The organism is Nocardiopsis sp. CNS-639 (assembly GCF_000381685.1).
GTDB lineage: Bacteria > Actinomycetota > Actinomycetes > Streptosporangiales > Streptosporangiaceae > Nocardiopsis > Nocardiopsis dassonvillei.
Genome location: NZ_KB906867.1, coordinates 173,625 through 190,228, shown reverse-complemented (window position 1 = coordinate 190,228; position 16,604 = coordinate 173,625). Strand labels below are relative to the sequence as shown.

At 72.4% G+C, this 16,604-nt stretch carries 13 protein-coding genes; 7 read left to right on the top strand and 6 right to left on the bottom strand.

Annotated features, from left to right (window positions below; translation table 11 throughout):
* Positions 1–473 precede the first annotated feature (473 nt).
* On the bottom strand, positions 474–2,819 hold the full coding sequence (pcrA, locus tag G011_RS0120880) for a DNA helicase PcrA (protein WP_019610172.1): 2,346 nt from the start codon (positions 2,817–2,819) through the stop codon (positions 474–476).
* A gap of 167 nt (positions 2,820–2,986) precedes the next feature.
* Between pcrA and G011_RS0120875 the strand changes: the two genes are divergently transcribed.
* Entirely contained in the window at positions 2,987–3,916 is a 930-nt protein-coding gene (locus G011_RS0120875) for a nucleoside hydrolase (protein ID WP_019610171.1), read from the top strand.
* A 184-nt stretch (positions 3,917–4,100) separates the two neighbouring features.
* Here the strand turns inward: G011_RS0120875 and G011_RS0120870 are convergent, their stop codons facing one another.
* Both G011_RS0120870 and G011_RS0120865 read right to left on the bottom strand, forming a co-directional pair.
* Positions 4,101–4,772: a response regulator transcription factor gene (locus tag G011_RS0120870; protein ID WP_013156220.1), complete on the bottom strand. Its 672-nt coding sequence runs from the start codon at positions 4,770–4,772 to the stop codon at positions 4,101–4,103.
* A 158-nt stretch (positions 4,773–4,930) separates the two neighbouring features.
* A complete protein-coding gene (locus G011_RS0120865) occupies positions 4,931–6,133 on the bottom strand; it encodes an ATP-binding protein (protein ID WP_019610169.1) in 1,203 nt (400 codons plus the stop codon).
* A 219-nt stretch (positions 6,134–6,352) separates the two neighbouring features.
* On the opposite strand from G011_RS0120865, the gene G011_RS0120860 reads away from it, so the two are divergent.
* Together G011_RS0120860 and G011_RS0120855 are read left to right on the top strand one after the other, a co-directional pair.
* On the top strand, positions 6,353–7,777 hold the full coding sequence (locus tag G011_RS0120860; protein WP_019610168.1) for a PspC domain-containing protein: 1,425 nt from the start codon (positions 6,353–6,355) through the stop codon (positions 7,775–7,777).
* Positions 7,764–7,988, top strand: a complete 225-nt coding sequence (locus G011_RS0120855; protein ID WP_019610167.1) for a hypothetical protein — start codon at positions 7,764–7,766, stop codon at positions 7,986–7,988. Before G011_RS0120860 ends, G011_RS0120855 begins: the two co-directional genes overlap by 14 nt.
* Positions 7,989–8,229: 241 nt before the next feature.
* On the opposite strand, the gene rsmA is transcribed toward G011_RS0120855, so the two are convergent.
* Positions 8,230–9,111 carry a 16S rRNA (adenine(1518)-N(6)/adenine(1519)-N(6))-dimethyltransferase RsmA gene (rsmA, locus tag G011_RS0120850; RefSeq protein ID WP_019610166.1) on the bottom strand — a complete coding sequence of 294 codons (882 nt, stop codon included), beginning with the start codon at positions 9,109–9,111 and terminating at the stop codon, positions 8,230–8,232.
* A gap of 629 nt (positions 9,112–9,740) precedes the next feature.
* On the opposite strand from rsmA, the gene G011_RS0120845 reads away from it, so the two are divergent.
* The 3 genes from G011_RS0120845 (at position 9,741) to G011_RS0120835 (ending at position 14,290) form a co-directional block, all read left to right on the top strand.
* The gene (locus G011_RS0120845; protein WP_019610165.1) at positions 9,741–10,835 is read left to right on the top strand and encodes a CaiB/BaiF CoA-transferase family protein; all 1,095 of its coding nucleotides are present in this window, start codon (positions 9,741–9,743) and stop codon (positions 10,833–10,835) included.
* 166 nt (positions 10,836–11,001) lie between these two features.
* On the top strand, positions 11,002–13,353 hold the full coding sequence (locus G011_RS0120840) for a hypothetical protein (protein ID WP_036552870.1): 2,352 nt from the start codon (positions 11,002–11,004) through the stop codon (positions 13,351–13,353).
* 586 nt (positions 13,354–13,939) lie between these two features.
* Positions 13,940–14,290: an STAS domain-containing protein gene (locus tag G011_RS0120835; protein ID WP_017567895.1), complete on the top strand. Its 351-nt coding sequence runs from the start codon at positions 13,940–13,942 to the stop codon at positions 14,288–14,290.
* 165 nt (positions 14,291–14,455) lie between these two features.
* Here G011_RS0120835 and G011_RS0120830 read toward each other — a convergent pair whose 3' ends face one another.
* Positions 14,456–15,151 (bottom strand): M50 family metallopeptidase, encoded by a 696-nt coding sequence (locus G011_RS0120830; protein WP_019610163.1) that lies wholly within the window; start codon positions 15,149–15,151, stop codon positions 14,456–14,458.
* Positions 15,152–15,418: 267 nt separating this feature from the next.
* Between G011_RS0120830 and G011_RS30640 the strand changes: the two genes are divergently transcribed.
* Complete coding sequence (locus G011_RS30640) at positions 15,419–15,982, top strand: hypothetical protein (RefSeq protein ID WP_231391543.1); 564 nt, start codon at positions 15,419–15,421, stop codon at positions 15,980–15,982.
* Between the two features lie 156 nt (positions 15,983–16,138).
* On the opposite strand, the gene G011_RS0120820 is transcribed toward G011_RS30640, so the two are convergent.
* Entirely contained in the window at positions 16,139–16,582 is a 444-nt protein-coding gene (locus tag G011_RS0120820) for an SRPBCC family protein (protein WP_026338491.1), read from the bottom strand.
* Positions 16,583–16,604 lie beyond the last annotated feature (22 nt).

Here is a 16,604-nt window from a genome sequence, read left to right as displayed (position 1 = left end):
AGAAGTAATCCTGACCAACCGGGTTACCCCGGCTAATCAAAGGAACCTCCGCACACGAACCGGATGGTTCTGTGTGACGGGGCCAAAACAAACATGGCTTAAAGAAAATCAAACACGCGCTGTTGAGTTCTCAAGAAACAACCGCTCTTCGCTTACAAGCTGCTGTGAGCTTTTCCGCCGAAGGCGTTGTGCGTTTCCGCTTTGTTGTGTCTTTACTTTATCAGGTGTTCCGCGCCCCGCCAAATCGGCGGTTCGGGGTGTTTCTGATCGGGGTAAAGCCCGTTTCCTGTTTCGCTTCCGTGTTTCCTTGGAAGCGCCCTCCGAGCTTACCCGCACCGAAGCAGTGCTCGGAACGGTGATTCGGAGGAAGGGGTTGACCGGCCCGGCCGCGGGAACCGCGTCCGTCTCGCTCGGTCTTCCCCAACTCTACCCCCGGCCCGGAGTGCTCGGGACACGTTCGCCGGATCCCGGCCTCAGAGCTTCTCGATCGGCGCGTACTTGACCAGGAAGTCCTTCTCGCCGATGTCCGCGCCGAAGTCGATGCGGGCCTTGGTCCTGTCCCCGGTCCCCTCCACCAGCTGCACCCGGCCCATGCCGAAGGAGTCGTGGTTGACCAGGTCCCCCACACTGAGCGCGGGCGCCTCCTTGGCCGCCTTCGCTCCCCCGCGCGACCGTGAGCCGCCGCCGAAGGTGCCGCTGAAACCGCCCCCGCCGCCGAAGCCCCCGGAGCCCCGGCCGCCGATGCTGCGGCTGGGCGGAGCGGCCAGGGTGGACTCGGCGCGGCGCCAGTCGACCAGGGACGAGGGGATCTCGTCCAGGAAGCGGGAGGCGGGGTTGTAGGAGGGGGTCCCCCAGGCGCTGCGCACGGCGGCGCGGCTGACGTACAGCAGGCGCTGCGCGCGGGTCAGGCCCACGTAGGCCAGGCGGCGCTCCTCCTCCAGCTGCGTCTTGTCGCCGAGCGTGCGGGTGTGCGGGAACACCCCGTCCTCCATCCCGGTGAGGAAGACCGCGGGGAACTCCAGCCCCTTGGCCGCGTGCAGGGTCATCAGCGTGACCACGCCGCCCTCGTCGTCCTCGTCGGGGATCTGGTCGGTGTCGGCGACCAGGGAGATCCGCTCCAGGAAGTCGACCAGGGTCGGCGCCCCCGGATCGACGGCCCCGGCGGCCTCCTCCCCGTCCTCCGTCGGCTCCTCCTCCAGGAGGGCGGCGAAGGTGTGCTCGAACTCGCGGGCGACGTCGACGAACTCCTCCAGGTTCTCCACCCGGCTCTCGTCCTGGAGGTCCTTGGACTCGGCCAGTTCGGACAGGTACCCGGTCTTGCTCAGCACCGCCTCGACGATCTCCGCGGGCGTGCCCTCGGGCACGGTCTGCTCCAGCTCCTCCAGCAGGGCGGTGAAGTTGAGCACCGCCTTGACCGAGCGGGCGGCCATCCCGGGGATCTCGTCCACCCGGCGCAGCGCCCGGGAGAAGGAGATGCGCTCGCGGGCGGCGAACAGCTCGATCGACTCCTCCGCGCGGGCGCCGATCCCCCGCTTGGGCACGTTGAGGATGCGCCGCAGGCTGACGGTGTCCTCGGGGTTGGCCAGGACCCGCAGGTAGGCGAGGACGTCGCGGATCTCCTTGCGCTCGTAGAAGCGCACGCCGCCGACGATCTTGTAGGGCAGCCCGGTGCGGATGAACACGTCCTCGAACACGCGGGACTGGGCGTTGGTCCGGTAGAACACCGCGACCTGGCTCGGGGTGAGGGTTCCGTCGTCGGTGAGCTTGTCGATCTCGCCGACCACGAAGGCGGCCTCGTCGTGCTCGTTGTCGGCGACGTAGCCCACGATGGCCGGTCCGTCGCCCTGCTCCGACCACAGGTTCTTGGCCGGGCGGCCCTCGTTGCGGTCGATGACCGCGTTGGCCGCGGACAGGATGGTCTGGGTGGAGCGGTAGTTCTGCTCCAGGAGGATGGTGCGCGCGTCGGGGAAGTCGCGCTCGAACTCCAGGATGTTGCGGATGGTGGCGCCGCGGAACGCGTAGATGGACTGGTCGGCGTCGCCGACCACGCACAGCTCCGCGGGCGGCACCACGCTGGTGTCGGAGCCCTCGGCCACGCCGACCAGTTCGCGGATGAACACGTACTGGGCGTGGTTGGTGTCCTGGTACTCGTCGACCATGACGTGCCGGAAGCGGCGCCGGTAGTACTCGGCGACGTCCGGGAACATCTGGAACAGGTTGACGGTGACCATGATCAGGTCGTCGAAGTCCATCGCGCCCGCCTCGTGCAGGCGGCGCTGGTAGAGCTGGTAGGCCTCGGCGAGCTTCTTCTCCTGCTCGGTCTGGGCCTGCCCGGCGAACGTGTCGTAGTCGACCAGCTCGTTCTTGAGGTTGGAGACCTGGGCGGAGAAGGACTTGGGCGGGAACCGCTTGGGGTCCAGGTCCATCTCCTTGCACACCAGCTGCATCAGGCGCGCGGAGTCGGCGGAGTCGTAGATGGTGAAGCTGCTCGGGTAGCCGAGCCGGGCTGCCTCCCTGCGCAGGATGCGCACGCACGCCGAGTGGAAGGTCATGGTCCACATGCTGTTGGCGGCGCGCACGCCCAGCAGCGCCTGGATGCGCTCGCGCATCTCGGCGGCGGCCTTGTTGGTGAAGGTGATGGCGAGGATCTCACCCGGGCGGACACCGCGTGCGGCCATGAGGTGGGCGATGCGATGGGTGAGGACCCGGGTCTTGCCGGACCCGGCACCCGCCACGATCAGGAGCGGGGAGCCGCTGTGGGTGACGGCGTCGCGCTGGGGACCGTTCAGACCTTCGAGAAGCTGTTCTTGGGAGGACACGGCATCCAGGTTACGGCCGCCCGGTGACGCTGCCGCCCCCGTCCACGGGGACAGCCCCCCACAGGCCCGTTTTGTCGGGCAAAAGCTCCCTGACCGGCGTCTTACCCTGTTTCGGTAGGGGCCTCCGGTCGGGGGTCCTCGTGTTCTGAGAGGGAGTTTCCTTGAGCATGCGTGTGTTCGTCGACTGCGACCCGGGGATCGACGACGCCGTCGCGCTCGCCTACCTGGCCGCTCGGCCCGAGGTGGAGATCGTCGGCGTCGGGGCGGTCTTCGGCAACAACAGCGTGGACGTCACGGCCGACAACGCGCTGCGGCTGCTGGAGCTGTACGGCCGCCCGGACGTCCCGGTGGCGGTGGGCGCCGCGCGTCCGCTGGTGCAGCCGCCGAAGCTGGCCGCGCACGTGCACGGAGGCAACGGGCTGGGGGACGTGGAGCTGCCCGAGCCCGCGGGTCGGCCGGTGTCGGAGACGGCGGCCGGGCTGCTGGTGCGCCTGGCCCGTGAGAACCCGGGCGAGATCGACGTGCTGGCCGTGGGGCCGCTGACGAACCTGGCGATCGCGCTGGCCCTGGAGCCGGAGCTGCCGAGGCTGGTGCGGCGCCTGGTGGTGATGGGCGGCGCGGTGCGCGTGGCGGGCAACGTGTCCTCGCACGCCGAGGCCAACATCAGCAACGACCCCGAGGCGGCGGAGGCGGTGTTCGCGGCCGGGTTCGACCTGGACCTGGTGGCGCTGGACATCACCATGAAGACGGTGGCCACCACCGAGTGGCTGGCGGAGCTGGCGACGGTCGCGGGCGAGCGCGCCGCGCGCACGTCGGCGTTCCTGGACTTCTACGCCGACTTCTACTCGGGGATCTTCGGGGTCCGCCAGTGCGCGATGCACGACCCGCTGGCCGCGGCGGTGCTGGTGGACCCGCACCTGGTGACGGAGTCCTTCGAGGCCCCGGTGCAGGTGGAGCTGACGGGAACGCTGACGCGGGGGATGACCGTGGCGGACCTGCGCCCGCGCCCGCGGGACGACGAGCGCCGCCCCGCGCGGGTGGTCACGGGCGTGGCCGAGGCCGAGTTCCTGGGGCGGATGCTCGACTCGCTGCGCTGAGCGGCCGGGGTTGTCCACAGGTCGCGGAAGGGGGTGGCGGCGCGCCCCCGGACGGTGGTCCCATGGATAAGGGGGGTCCCCGGGGCCCCTGCTTCGCCGTGCCCCGCGGTCCGCGCCCGCCGGTCCCCCGGTGGCCCGCCCCGGGCGGACCGCGCCCGGGGTACCGCGGCGTCCCGCGCCGGGCTCAGACCAGCCTGCGGGCGGTGGCCCAGCGGCTCAGCTCGTGGCGGTTGGACAGCTGGAGCTTGCGCAGCACCGACGACACGTGCGTCTCCACTGTCTTGACGGAGATGAACAGCTCCTTGGCCACCTCCTTGTAGGCGTAGCCGCGCGCGATGTGGCGCAGGACCTCGCGCTCGCGCTGGGTGAGCCGGTCCAGCTCGGGGTCCACCGGAGGGGCGTCGGTCGCGGAGAAGGCGTCCAGCACGAACCCGGCCAGGCGCGGGGAGAAGACCGCGTCGCCGTCGGCCACGCGCACGATGGCGTCGGCCAGCTCCCTACCGGAGATGGTCTTGGTGACGTAGCCGCGGGCGCCGCCGCGCACCACGCCGATGACGTCCTCGGCGGCATCGGAGACCGACAGGGCCAGGAAGCGGATCTGGGGGTGCTGGGCCAGGACGCGGCGCAGCACCTCCACGCCGCCGCCCCCGGGCAGGTGGACGTCCAGCAGGACGAGGTCGGGCTGCTTCTCCCCGATGACGTGGACGGCGCTGTCGACGTCGCCGGCCTCACCGACCACGTTCACGGCGTCGCCGAGCTCACCGCGCACACCGCTGCGGAACAGCCGGTGGTCGTCCACGATCACGACGCGGGGGACCGCGTCTCCGCTACTGAAGGTCGTGTTCTCGTCTGCCACACCGTGGACTCTACCCACGTCGGGGCGGACGGGGACACCGGCGTCGGGGGCTGTCCGCTTCCGGCCGCCCTCCGAGCCCGGCGGCGGCCGTTTCGGCGGTCGCTCCGGCTGCGGGACCGGCGATCGGGGCCGCCCGTGCCTGGCCCCCGGCCCGGGGGTCACGACAGGTCGGGGACGCGCGGCATGCGCAGCTGCACCTCGGTGCCCTCGCCCGGGCCGGTGCGGATGCGCGCGGAGCCGCCGTGGCGGTCCATCCGGCCCAGGATGGAGCCGCGCACGCCCATGCGGTCCTCGGGGACGGCGTCCATGTCGAATCCGGCGCCGCGGTCGCGGACGAACACCAGCACCTCCTCCTGGTCGACCTCGCCGAACACCGAGATGCTGTCCGTCCCGGCGTACTTGGAGGCGTTGACCATGGCCTCGCGGGCGGCGCGGAGCATGGCGGCCAGCGCGTCGTCCATGGGGCAGTCGCCCACGCACACCACTTCGATGGGGACCCCGTGCTCCTCCTCGACCTCGGCGGCGACGCGTTCGAGCGCGGGCGAGACGGTGGTGTCGGCGTCGGCGGGCCGCTGGTAGAGCCAGCTGCGCAGGGCGCGCTCCTGGACGCGGGCGAGGCGCTGCACCTCGCGGGGGTCCTCGGCCCGGCGCTGGATGAGGGTCAGGGTGTGCAGGACGGAGTCGTGGATGTGGGCGGCGAGTTCGGCGCGCTCGGCGTTGCGGATGCGCTCGCGGCGCTCCTGGTCGCGTTCGCGGATCAGCCCGATGATCCAGGGGGCCACGATGAGCGCGATGCCCGCGAGCACGGTGAAGGCGAAGGTCAGGCCGGCGCGGGCGTTCTGGAGCTGTTCCTGGAAGACGAGGAAGCCGATGGCGCCGACGACGACGAGCAGCACGCCCGCGCCCGCGCGCATGATGCCCTTGGGTGAGGAGCGGCTGACGGTGCTGGTCATCCACTGGTCGCGCTGGGACGGGTTGGCCTGCTGCCAGAGGATGATGCCGCCGAGGGTGCCGAAGACCACGAACCACAGCAGCGGGTCGAAGACGCCGCCGAAGAGCAGGAACAGCAGGCCGAGTCCGGCGGCGAGGCCGACGTAGGCGATGAGCTGGGAGAGGTCGCGGCCCTTGCGTCGGCTCTCGGGCTCGGCGGCCTCCTCCTCCGAGGAGTCGTTGGGCACGAAGAAGTACAGGGCGGCGTAGACGGCGATGCCGATGCCGCCCACGGACAGCGCCATGAAGGCGAGGCGGACCACCACCGGGTCCAGGCCCAGGTGGCGTGCGAGCCCGGCGGCGACGCCGCCGAGGAGCCTGCCCCTGACCGCGCGGGTGAGCCGCGGGGTGTCCGCGGCCGTTGCTGCCACCGCCCGATCACCGCTTTCGTCCGTGCGGCGGGGAGGATGTACGCGCCCGCCGCGTTCGTGGGTCCTGTGCTGTCCAGGATGCCCCCTCCGGTGCGGACCGGGCATCGGGGGCGCGCCCCTGGTCCTGGCCTGGCCCCCGTCAGGGTGGGTTCAGGGTCGTCCCGGATGTGCTGGTGGGCGGCGACGGGTGACCATGGGTGGGTGAGGAGAGCGCGGTGAGTGACCATGACTGACGATCCGGTACCGGAGGGCGCCCCGGCCGCGTCCGCTTCCGGTACGGCGGAGGCGGGTGCCGGGGCCTCCTCGCGTGAGCTGCGCAAGGGTGACGAGGAGCGGGTCCTGGCCGGTGTGTGCGCGGGCCTTGGCCGGTACACCGGGGTGGATCCGGTGGTGTGGCGTGCGGCCTTCGTGCTGACCTCGTTCGCCGGGGCGACGGGTCTGCTGCTCTACATCGCGGCGTGGATGCTCATGCGCGACGCCCAGGGTGTTCCGGCGACGTTCGAGCAGATGCTCAACCGCAGCATCCCGCCGCGGACGGTGCCCAAGCTGCTCGCGGTGGGGTTGGCGGTCGCGACGACGTTCAGCCTGGTCGGCGGGTTGGGGTGGTCGACGCTGGTGCTGGCGGTGCCCCTGGTGTTGGGGCTCCTGGCCGCGCGCAACCGGGGCGTGGACCTTCGGACGGCGTTCACCGAGCTGCGCGAGGACCTGCGGGCCACGGATCCGCCGCCCGCGACGCCGTCCCCGGAGCCGACCGCGACCTACTACAACCCGGCCCAGCCGTGGGCGTCGGCGCCGCAGGGTCCGGTGGACCTGGCGGTGGTGTCGGAGCGCGGCGCCGCGCGGGACGCCGGAGGGGACGAGGACGAGGAGGAGGGGCCTTCCGGCGGGTCGGGCGAGCCCGGCGCGCGGGGGGCGCAGGACGGGGGATGCGGCCCCGAGGGCAGGCGTCTGCCGCTGGCCTCCATGGCCCTGTGGACGGTCGTGGCCGGGGCGGTCGTGGTGTCGGTGCTGGAGTTCGGCTGGTCGTCCTCGCTGTGGAGCGGGCGGACGGCCGACCTGCTGTTCGGGCCGGAGACCGGGGTGTTCTTCCTGGCCGGGGCCCTGGCGGTGGTCGGCGTGTACGCGCTGGTCGGCGTCTGGGCGGGCAATCCGCGGGGGCTGCTCCCGATGGGCGCGGCGGCCGTTCTGCTGCTGGTGCTGGCGTCGGTGACCGACCTGACCCGGGTGCGGATCGGCGACGAGACGTGGCGGCCGACCACGGTGGCCGCGGCCGAGTCCGGCGACCACCGGCTCACCGTGGGCTCGGGAACCCTGGACCTGACCGGGCTGGAGGACCTGGAGTCCGGCGAGGCCGTCGACGTGTCTCTGTGGATGGGGGCGGGCCGCGTGGAGCTGGTCCTGCCCGAGGACGCGGAGGTCGCGGTGCACTCGAGGATCGGCCTGGGGGGCGTGGACTTCGCCGAGGACGGGCGGGACGACATGTTCGGGGTCTCCCTGGACCACGAGGAGGTCCACGGGGCCGCGGCGGACGCCGGGGCCCGGGACGGGCAGGCGCGGGGCGGTGACGGGGCCGGGGCCCCGCGGATCAACGTGCGCACCGACTCACTGGTCGGGGTCGTGGAGGTGAAGCGTGGCGGAGCGTAGGACTGACTGGGGCTCGCTGGTCGCGGGTCTGCTGTTCCTCGGCCTGGCGGTCGGGTTCGTCATGCGCGGCACGGGCGACTGGGAGTTCAACGTCCTGTGGGTGCTGCCGGTGCTGTTGGCGGGCCTGGGCGCGGCCGGGGCGGCCCGAACGCTCGCCCGGCACCGGCGCGAGCGGCCTGCCGGGAAGAGCCGCTCCGACACCTTGGAGTGACGGACACGCCCCCGTGAGGCGGGGGCCGCGAGAGCCACAACGGAAAACACAGGGACCCGCTGGGGACGCGGGAAACGCGGGGCGCCGACCGGGACGGGGAGGCGCCCCGCGGTTTGTCCTCCGGAGGCGCGGGCGGCGGGCGCGGCCCCTGTTCGGATGCCCGGGAACCCGCCGGAGGCGGGCGGGGCGGATCCTCCCGGCCCGTCCCCGGCCGCCCGGGGCGGGTCCGGTCCGCCGTGTCTCAGGGCCGCGGGCGCTGCTCGGCGATGGCCGCGAACGCGGTCACGTCCAGCGACTCGCCCCGGGCCGAGGGGTCCACGCCCGCCGCGCGCAGGGCGGTCTCGGCGGCGGGCGGCGAACCGGCCCATCCGGCCAGGGCGGCGCGCAGGGTCTTGCGGCGCTGCGCGAAGGCGGCGTCGATCACCCGGAAGACCTCCTCGCGGCTCGCCGTGGTGGCGGGCGGCGGGCGGCGGATGAGTTCGACCAGCCCGGAGTCGACGTTGGGGGCGGGCCAGAACACGTTGCGGCCGACCGCTCCCGCGCGGCGGGCCCCGGCGTACCAGGCGACCTTGGCCGAGGGCACCCCGTAGACGCGGCCGCCCGGGGACGCGGTGACGCGGTCGGCGACCTCGGCCTGCACCATGACCAGCACCCGCCGCAGGCTGGGCAGCAGCTCCAGCAGGTGCAGCAGGACCGGGACGGACACGTTGTAGGGCAGGTTGGCCACCAGCGCCGTGGGTTCGGGGCCGGGCAGCCCGGTCACGCGCATGGCGTCGCCGTGGACGACGGTGAGCCGGTCGGCGAGGTCGGGCGCGTGGTCGGCGACGGTGCCCGGCAGTGCCTCGGCCAGCGCCGGGTCGATCTCCACGGCGGTCACGTGGCGCACGTGCGGGAGGAGCGCCAGGGTGAGCGAACCCAGGCCCGGGCCGACCTCGACGACGGCGTCCTCCTCGGTGACCCCCGCGACCCGCACGATGCGGCGGACGGTGCCGTGGTCGATGACGAAGTTCTGGCCCAGGGTCTTGGTGGGCCGGATACCGAACCGCTCCGCGAGTGTGCGCACGTCGGCGGGGGTGAGCAGGCGGGAGCGGTCGTCGGGTGCGGGTGTCTGTGTCACCCCCACATCTTGCCAGCTCCCGCGCGTCGCCCCGTTTGCGGCGGTTCCGGGCGGTGGTCCGTCCGGTCCTCCGGTCGCCGTCCCGCGCCGGGTCCGGGTCAGCCGAACAGGTGCGTGCCGCGGTGGGGCCACTGGCTCCGCCAGCGGTGAGGATCCCGGCGAGGGCGGCGGCCGCGACCGGGAGGCGCCGCCGGGCGCGCGCCAACCTCTGGCGCGGCGGGCGCCCTTCCCCGAGGTGGCGGTCTCCGGAACGCTGGACATGGCTTTTTCGTCCTTTTCGGAAAGGCCGGTGCGGTTTTCACGTGCTCTGTCCGGCACGGGCGCGGTCCGGTGCGCTGTCACCGGCGACGGGGTGACGGAATTTTTTTCCTGAGCCGGGAAGGGCTCTTCCACCAGCGAGCATCGACACATTAACACCGCTTGTGTGAGCGCTTTTTTAACCGACCGAAAAGGGGAGTGACTCGTGGGTCTTAGAAACAGAATTCCCTTTTGATCCCCTTTTTCGCCCCTCCGATCCCCTCTTCCCCGGAGCAGCCCCGGGGGTGCCGCCGTGGCACGGCGGAACCGGAGCCTGCACAATGAACCGAGCGCCGTTCTGGTCGCGCGCTCCCCCCTACCGCCTTGGAGACCTCCCCATGGGACCCCTGAACGGAATCCGCGTCGTCGAGTTCACCGGGATCGGCCCGGCTCCGATGGCCGGGATGCTCCTCGCCGACCTGGGCGCCAGCGTCATCCGCCTCGACCGCCCCGCGGCCGCCGACGCGATGAACTCCGGAGCGGGCGGACCCCACATGAGTGAGGGGCGCACCGTCCTGCCCGCCGACCTCAAGTCCGAAGAGGGCCTCGCGCTCGCCCGCGACCTGGCCTCCCGCGCCGACGTGCTCCTGGAGGGCTTCCGCCCCGGGGTCATGGAGCGCCTGGGCCTGGGCCCCGAGGTCTGCCTGGAGGCCAACCCGCGCCTGGTCTACGCGCGGGTCACCGGCTGGGGCCAGGACGGGCCGCTCGCCCGCACCGCCGGGCACGACATGAACTACATCTCCGTGAACGGCGCCCTGCACGCCATCGGGCGCGCGGGGGGCCCGCCGGTCCCCCCGGTCAACCTCCTGGGCGACTTCGCCGGGGGCACCATGTTCGCGGTCACCGGCGTCCTCGGCGCGCTGGTCGAGCGCCAGTCCTCCGGTCGCGGCCAGGTCGTGGACGCCGCGATGGTGGACGGCAGCGCGCTGCTGATGTCGATGCTGCACGAGGACCGCGCGCGCGGTTCCTGGAGCGACGAGCGCGGCACCAACTACCTGGACACCGGCGCCCCCTGGTACGACGTCTACGAGTGCGCCGACGGCCGGTACGTGTCGGTCGGCTGCATCGAGCCCCAGTTCTACGCCGCGTTCCTGGAGGGCACCGGCCTGGCCGGGGAGGACCTGCCCGACCAGTGGGACCGGTCGGGCTGGCCCCGGCTGCGGGAGCGGTTCTCCGAGGTCCTGCGCACCCGTACCCGCGACGCGTGGGGCGAGGTGTTCGAGGGCGCCGACGCCTGCGTGATGCCCGTCCTGTCCCTGGAGGAGGCCCCCGACCACCCGCACGTGCGCGCCCGCGGCTCACTCGTGCGCGACGGCGACCGGATCCTGTCGGGCCCGGCCCCGCGCTTCGACCGCACCCCGGGCGGGGTCACCCGGGGCGCCGAGCAGCCCGACACCGCACGGACCCTCCGGGAGTGGGGCCTCACCCCCTGACCGAAACCCCGTCCGCGCGCCGCCCGGTTCCCGGCCGAAACCCCTCTCGTGCACGCCGTCGCCCGTGCCGCCCCACGCGCCGGGCCGCGTGAATCCCCCTACGCGGCGCGGAGAATGGCTAGGGTGAGCGACCAGTTCCGGCTGAGCGCGCGACGGGGGGTCCGCCATGCCACGACGGCTCGTCACATCGGGGACGCACTGGGGAACGCGTCTGGGTACCCTGCTGCTGTCCGCGGCGGTGCTGCTGTGCGCGGCGCCCGCCGCGTCCGCCGCGGTTCCCGCCGAGACCGACGCCCTGTCCGGGCCCGAGGGGCCGACCGGGCAGCGTGAGGGACCCGTGGTGCTCGTGGGGGTGCCGGGGCTGCTGTGGCAGGACGTGAACCCCGAGACCACACCAACCCTGTGGGGGATGGCCGAGGAGGGTTCGATCGGCAACGCGTCGATCCGCACGGCCACCTCGCGCACCTGCCCGACCGACGGCTGGCTGTCGGTGTCGGCCGGACAGCGCGCCCTGTCCATCCGGGAGCGCTTCACGGTGTGCGAGGCCGCCCCGGAGCCCGAGCGCACCGGCTCGGGCGCGGTCGTCCCGGGTTTCGACGCCTACGTCAGCCAGAACGCGCGGACCGCCTTCCAGGCCCCCGTGGGCCTGCTCGGGCAGACCGTGCGCGAGGAGGGCGGGACCACGCTCGCCGTGGGCCCCGGCGCCGCCCTGGGCGCGGCCGACGCCTCCGGACGGGTGGACCACTACGTCGACGACGTGCGCGAACTGACCACCGACCGTCTGGAGGGGGTCTCCCTCGCGGCGGTCGAACTGGCCGGGCTCACCCGCCTCTACCCCGACTACCCGGACCCGCCGATCACCGACGAGGAGGCCCGGGAGGCCGCGCAGGAGCCGGTGGGCGAGGCCGCCGACGAGGACGAGGAGGCGGACGGGGAGGCCGAGGGCCCGCCCGAACCCGACCCCGAGGACGTCCCCGAGTGGGAGCGCGACAAGGCGCTGGCCGACATGGACGAGCGGCTGCGGACGCTGGAGCGCGTGCTGCCGAACGGCTCGTCGCTGATGGTGGTCGGCGTCTCCATGGACACCGGGCCCTCCCAGCTCACGGTGGCCGTGTCCGGGGAGGTCGTGGAGACCGGGTTCACCGGGGAGGGGGCCTTCCTGGCCTCGGACTCGACCCGCCGGGCCGGGCTGGTGGTGCTCACCGACACCACGCCGACCATCCTGACCGCCCTGGGGATGCGGGCCACCGAGCCGACCAGCGGCCGGGCCTGGCACCTGGCCGACCGGCCGCCGACGACGGACGAGGCCGTCGGGCGGCTGGTGGAGTTCAACACCGCCGCGGTGGTGGTGGGCGCCGCCATCCCGGGTTTCTTCAGCGGCCTGGTCGCCTTCCAACTGCTCGTCTACGCGGCGGCGGCCTACGCGCTGCACCGCTACTCCAACCGGCAGCGCGGCAAACGCGCGCGCGTGCTGACGCTGACGCGGGCGGTGGCGCTGGCCGGGGCGGCCTTCCCGGTGGCCAGCTACCTGGCCAACCTCATCCCGTGGTGGGCCTCGTCCTCTCCGCTGTTGTCACTGCTGGTGTGCGTCCTGGCCGCGGACGCCCTGGTGGTGGCGCTGGCCATGGCGGGGCCGTGGCGGCGCACCGCCCTGGGCCCGATGACGGTGGTCGCGGGCGCGACCACGGCGGTGCTCTTCCTGGACCTGTGCTTCGGCGCCTACCTCCAGATGAACTCGCCCACGGGGTACTCGCCGATCGTGGCGGGCCGGTTCTACGGGGTCGGCAACATCGCGTTCGCGACGTTCGCGACCGGCATGCTGATGACGGTGGCGGGGATCTCCCACGAACTGGTCTCGCGGGGCTGGCGGCGCTCCGCCGTGGCGGTGACCCTGGTCGTCGGGGCGGCGACGGTGCTGATCGTGGGCTGGCCGGGCCTGGGCACCGACTTCGGCGGGGTGATCGCGCTGATCCCCGGCCTGGCGGTGACGACGATGATGATCGCCGGCGTTCGCGTGACGGCGGTGCGCCTGGCCGTGGTGGCCCTGGTGACGGTGGCGGCGATCTCGCTGATCTCGTGGCTGGACTACCTGCGCCCGCCGGGGGACCGCAGTCACCTCGGGGCGTTCGCGGCCCAGGTGGTCAGCGGGGAGGCGGGTGCGGTGGTGGCCCGCAAGCTGAGCGCGATGCTGGGGACGCTGGGCAACTGGCAGCTGACCCTGCTGGCGGCGTGCGCGCTGGTGTTCCTGTTCGTGATGCTGCACCGGCCGACCCACTGGCGGATCGGCGCGCTCCAGGTGGCCTACGAGTACGCGCCGACGCTGCGGGCCGGGCTGACCGGCTCCCTGGTGACCGCGCTGGTGGGCTTCGCGGTCAACGACTCGGGGGTGGCGATCCCGGCTATCGCGCTGACGGTGGTGGTGCCGCTCACACTGTCGGCGTGCGTGTGGGCCCTCCAGCAGAGGGACGAGGACCGGACACCGACCCCCGAACCCGTCGAGAACGCCCAGTGCATGTGATGCATACCTCATAAAGCACACGGGGAGCAAAGGACGCGAGCACGACCTTGCGTCGCTCACGTCACGAATCGGCCACGGCGCTGTGGTAAAGTCCGTGGCTGGACGGCCTCTCATGGGAGACACCCGGCGCTTCGCCGGGCGCAGAGCCGGTCCGACCGACCGTTCGGAAGAGGCCAGGCACCGCCGTCCGACGGCCACCCCCGCCGCACCGGCGGGGAATGCCCGCCCCCGCGGGCTGGTTTGCACAGTTGCCGAGGGCGGGAGTGGCCCGAGGCAGCGGCTCGGCGCCCACCGGCGCACCGTCCGTCCTCGCCGCCTCCATCGCAAGGACACGGACACGCAGGAACTTCCGGCCCTGGTCCGTACGTTTGCCCGGTGACTGCGTTTCACGCGGACCCGTCCAGCAGACCCAGGCGAGAAGGGCGTTTCACCCCCGCACCGGGGGCATCACGCAAGGAACTTGATGAACCATCAGCTTGGCCACCGCGGTAACACGACCAACGTCCCGGTCGGCACGCGCTCGTGGAGCCGCGTGCGGCCCACCGCGCCGATCCGTCAGGCGAGGCCCGAATACGCCGGAGTCGCCATGCCCGACCTGAACATCTCCTCCACCCTGCACGACGCCGGACGGGTCCTGGCGTTGGACGGGGAGATCGACATGGCCACCGAGCACCGCTTCCAGGAGGCGGTGACCGAGGCTCTGACCACGCAGCCCTTCGGCCGTGTGGTCCTGGACTGCGCCGACCTGCGGTTCATCGACTCCAGCGGTCTGCGCGTCCTGATCCGCGCGCACAAGGCGGCCAAGGAGCAGAAGGCGGTCCTGGCCATCGCCTCACCCATCCACCGGGTGCTCCAGACCCTGCGGGTGACCTCGCTCGACACGCGCATCCCCGTCTTCACGACGGTTTCGGAGGCGCTCACGGCGCCGCGCGCCTAGCGCCCGTGCCGCCCACCCCCGGGGCAGCCTCCCGGACACACGTCGCCAGCGGACACGGCCACACAGCACACGCACGAGGGGCGCGACCACAGCGGTCGCGCCCCTTCGTCGTGTCCGGGGCCGCCGCGCCTGCGGTCGGCGGACCGCCGGCCCGTGCGAACCGGCCTAGAAGAGCAGCAGCCAGACGCCGAGGCCGGTCACGGCCGCGTTGACCAGGAAGAAGACCACGACCCACAGGGTTCCCGGCACGCCGGTGAGACGGGCCAGCTGGTCGGCGTCGGAGTGCGGTGAGGGGTTGCGCCTGCGCTGGGCCTGGAGTTCGATCACCGGCCGCACGCCCGCGAAGAGCAGGAACCAGATGAACAGGTAGGCGAAGGCCGCCTGCACCTCCGGCGGGGTGAACCAGCTGATCCCGAACACCACCGCGCCGGTCACCACGATCGACACCACGCCGTAGACGTTGCGGATCATCAGGAGCATGGCGGCGAGCACCACGATGCTCAGCCACAGCAGGGCGGTGACGCGGTCCGACATGAGCATGAGGATGCCGAGCAGGCCGATGACCGACGAGGCGACGTAGCCCGCGAAGACGGTCAGGACCATGCCGACGCCGGTCGGTTTGCCCCGGGACACGGTGACCCCGGAGGTGTCCGAGTGCAGGCGGATCCCGGTGAGCTGACGGCCGCTGAGCAGGGCGACCAGGGCGTGTCCGCCCTCGTGGGCGATGGTGACGACGTTGCGCCCGATCCGCCAGGGCGGTCCGAGCAGCACGGCCGCCAGGGCCAGCACCGCCGCGGTGACGATGGTCCACCGCTCCGGTTCGGGCTGGACCGACAGCACTTCCCGCCAGACGTCGCCCAAGGTTGTTCCCACGTGTGCCCCCGACTGTGGTTCGACCCGATCGTGCACGGGCCCACCGGTGCGCGCCGCGGTTGCCGGGAGACGCGTGGAACAGGGGCCCTTGCCGAACTTTAGGGCATGTGGGGAAGTTCCGTGTTCTGTCGCGGAATGCGAACGCTCCCCGAGAACAATGTGACTTCCTTGCGCCGATGAACTGGCCAAACGAGGGTCGCCAGCTTACATTCATCACTGTCAGTGATTTTCTGGCTACTCAAAGCAAGGATTATTGTGAAGCGTATCGCTGGACTCGCCCTTATGGCCCTGACCGCCGGCGCCGTCATCGGCGCTGCTTCCCCCGCCGTCGCGGACGAGGAGCACAACGGCTACCACGGTCACCACGACAACGGCTGGCACCACGATCACGGTGACAACGGGCACGACCACGGCGACAAGGGCAGGGACCACAAGGGCGAGGACGACGACGAGGGCAAGAAGGACAAGCGCGGGAAGGGCGACCGCGAGGGCCGCGACGGCCGCGACGGCGACGACCGGCGCAAGGGCGACCACGAGGACCGCGAGGGCCACGACCGCAAGAAGGGCGACCACGAGGACCGCGAGGGCGACGACCGCAAGAAGGGCGACCACGAGGACCGCGAGGGCGACGACCGGGGGAAGGGCGACCACGAGGACCGCGAGGGCCACGACCGCAAGAAGGGCGACCACGAGGACCGCGAGGGCGACGACCGGCGCAAGGGCGACGACCACGGCGACGAGGACCACAAGGGCAAGGACCACAAGGACGGCTACCACGAGGACGACGAGGACGAGGACAAGGACCACGACCGGCGCTAGTCGCCGGGTCCGCGCGTCCGGCTGAGCACGGCGCGCCCGCGCAGGAGGGGGCGCGCGGCGCCGACGCGGCGGACCCGCTCTCCTCATCGCAGCGCCGCCCGCGGCCCCCGATCCGCGGGCGGCGTCTGTCGTGTCGGCGTCCGGCCGGACAGCCGCTCAGTCCTCCCGCGACTCCGCCGCGGCCTTGAGGCGCACCAGGGTCTGCTCGATGCTCCGCGCGTTCCTCGCGGGCATCCCCATGAGGACGTAGAAGGCCGGCAGGCCCCTGGAGTAGTCGAAGGTCTCCGTGACGCGGGTGCCCCCCTCCGCCAGTTCCTCCAGCTCGTAGCGCCAGCGGTGCGGACCGAAGTGCCGCCAGGCGATGAGGCGGTCCTCCTCGTACTCCACCACCCGGTTGGTGATCCGGTAGCCGACGCCGAACATCCTCATGTCCATGCCGAACTCGCTGCCCCGCTCCAGCCGCTCCGGGCCGAAGAGGTTGGAGAGGACGGTGTCGGAGCCGTCGAACTCGGCGTGCCGCTCCGGCGCCGCGATGATGTCGAAGATCCGCTTGGCGGGAGCGTCGACCACGACGCTCCGCGCAACCCTGTGTTTGGCCATGACCGCATCATGGCAGCGCCGC

Excerpts from the sequence above, each read along its gene's own strand:
- G011_RS0120845 (WP_019610165.1), top strand. The coding sequence starts at position 9,741 with ATGGGACCCCTGAACGGAATCCGCGTCGTCGAGTTCACCGGGATCGGC.
- G011_RS0120840 (WP_036552870.1), top strand. The coding sequence starts at position 11,002 with ATGCCACGACGGCTCGTCACATCGGGGACGCACTGGGGAACGCGTCTG.
- G011_RS0120820 (WP_026338491.1), bottom strand. The coding sequence starts at position 16,582 with ATGGCCAAACACAGGGTTGCGCGGAGCGTCGTGGTCGACGCTCCCGCC.
- G011_RS0120835 (WP_017567895.1), top strand. The coding sequence starts at position 13,940 with ATGCCCGACCTGAACATCTCCTCCACCCTGCACGACGCCGGACGGGTC.
- G011_RS0120875 (WP_019610171.1), top strand. The coding sequence starts at position 2,987 with ATGCGTGTGTTCGTCGACTGCGACCCGGGGATCGACGACGCCGTCGCG.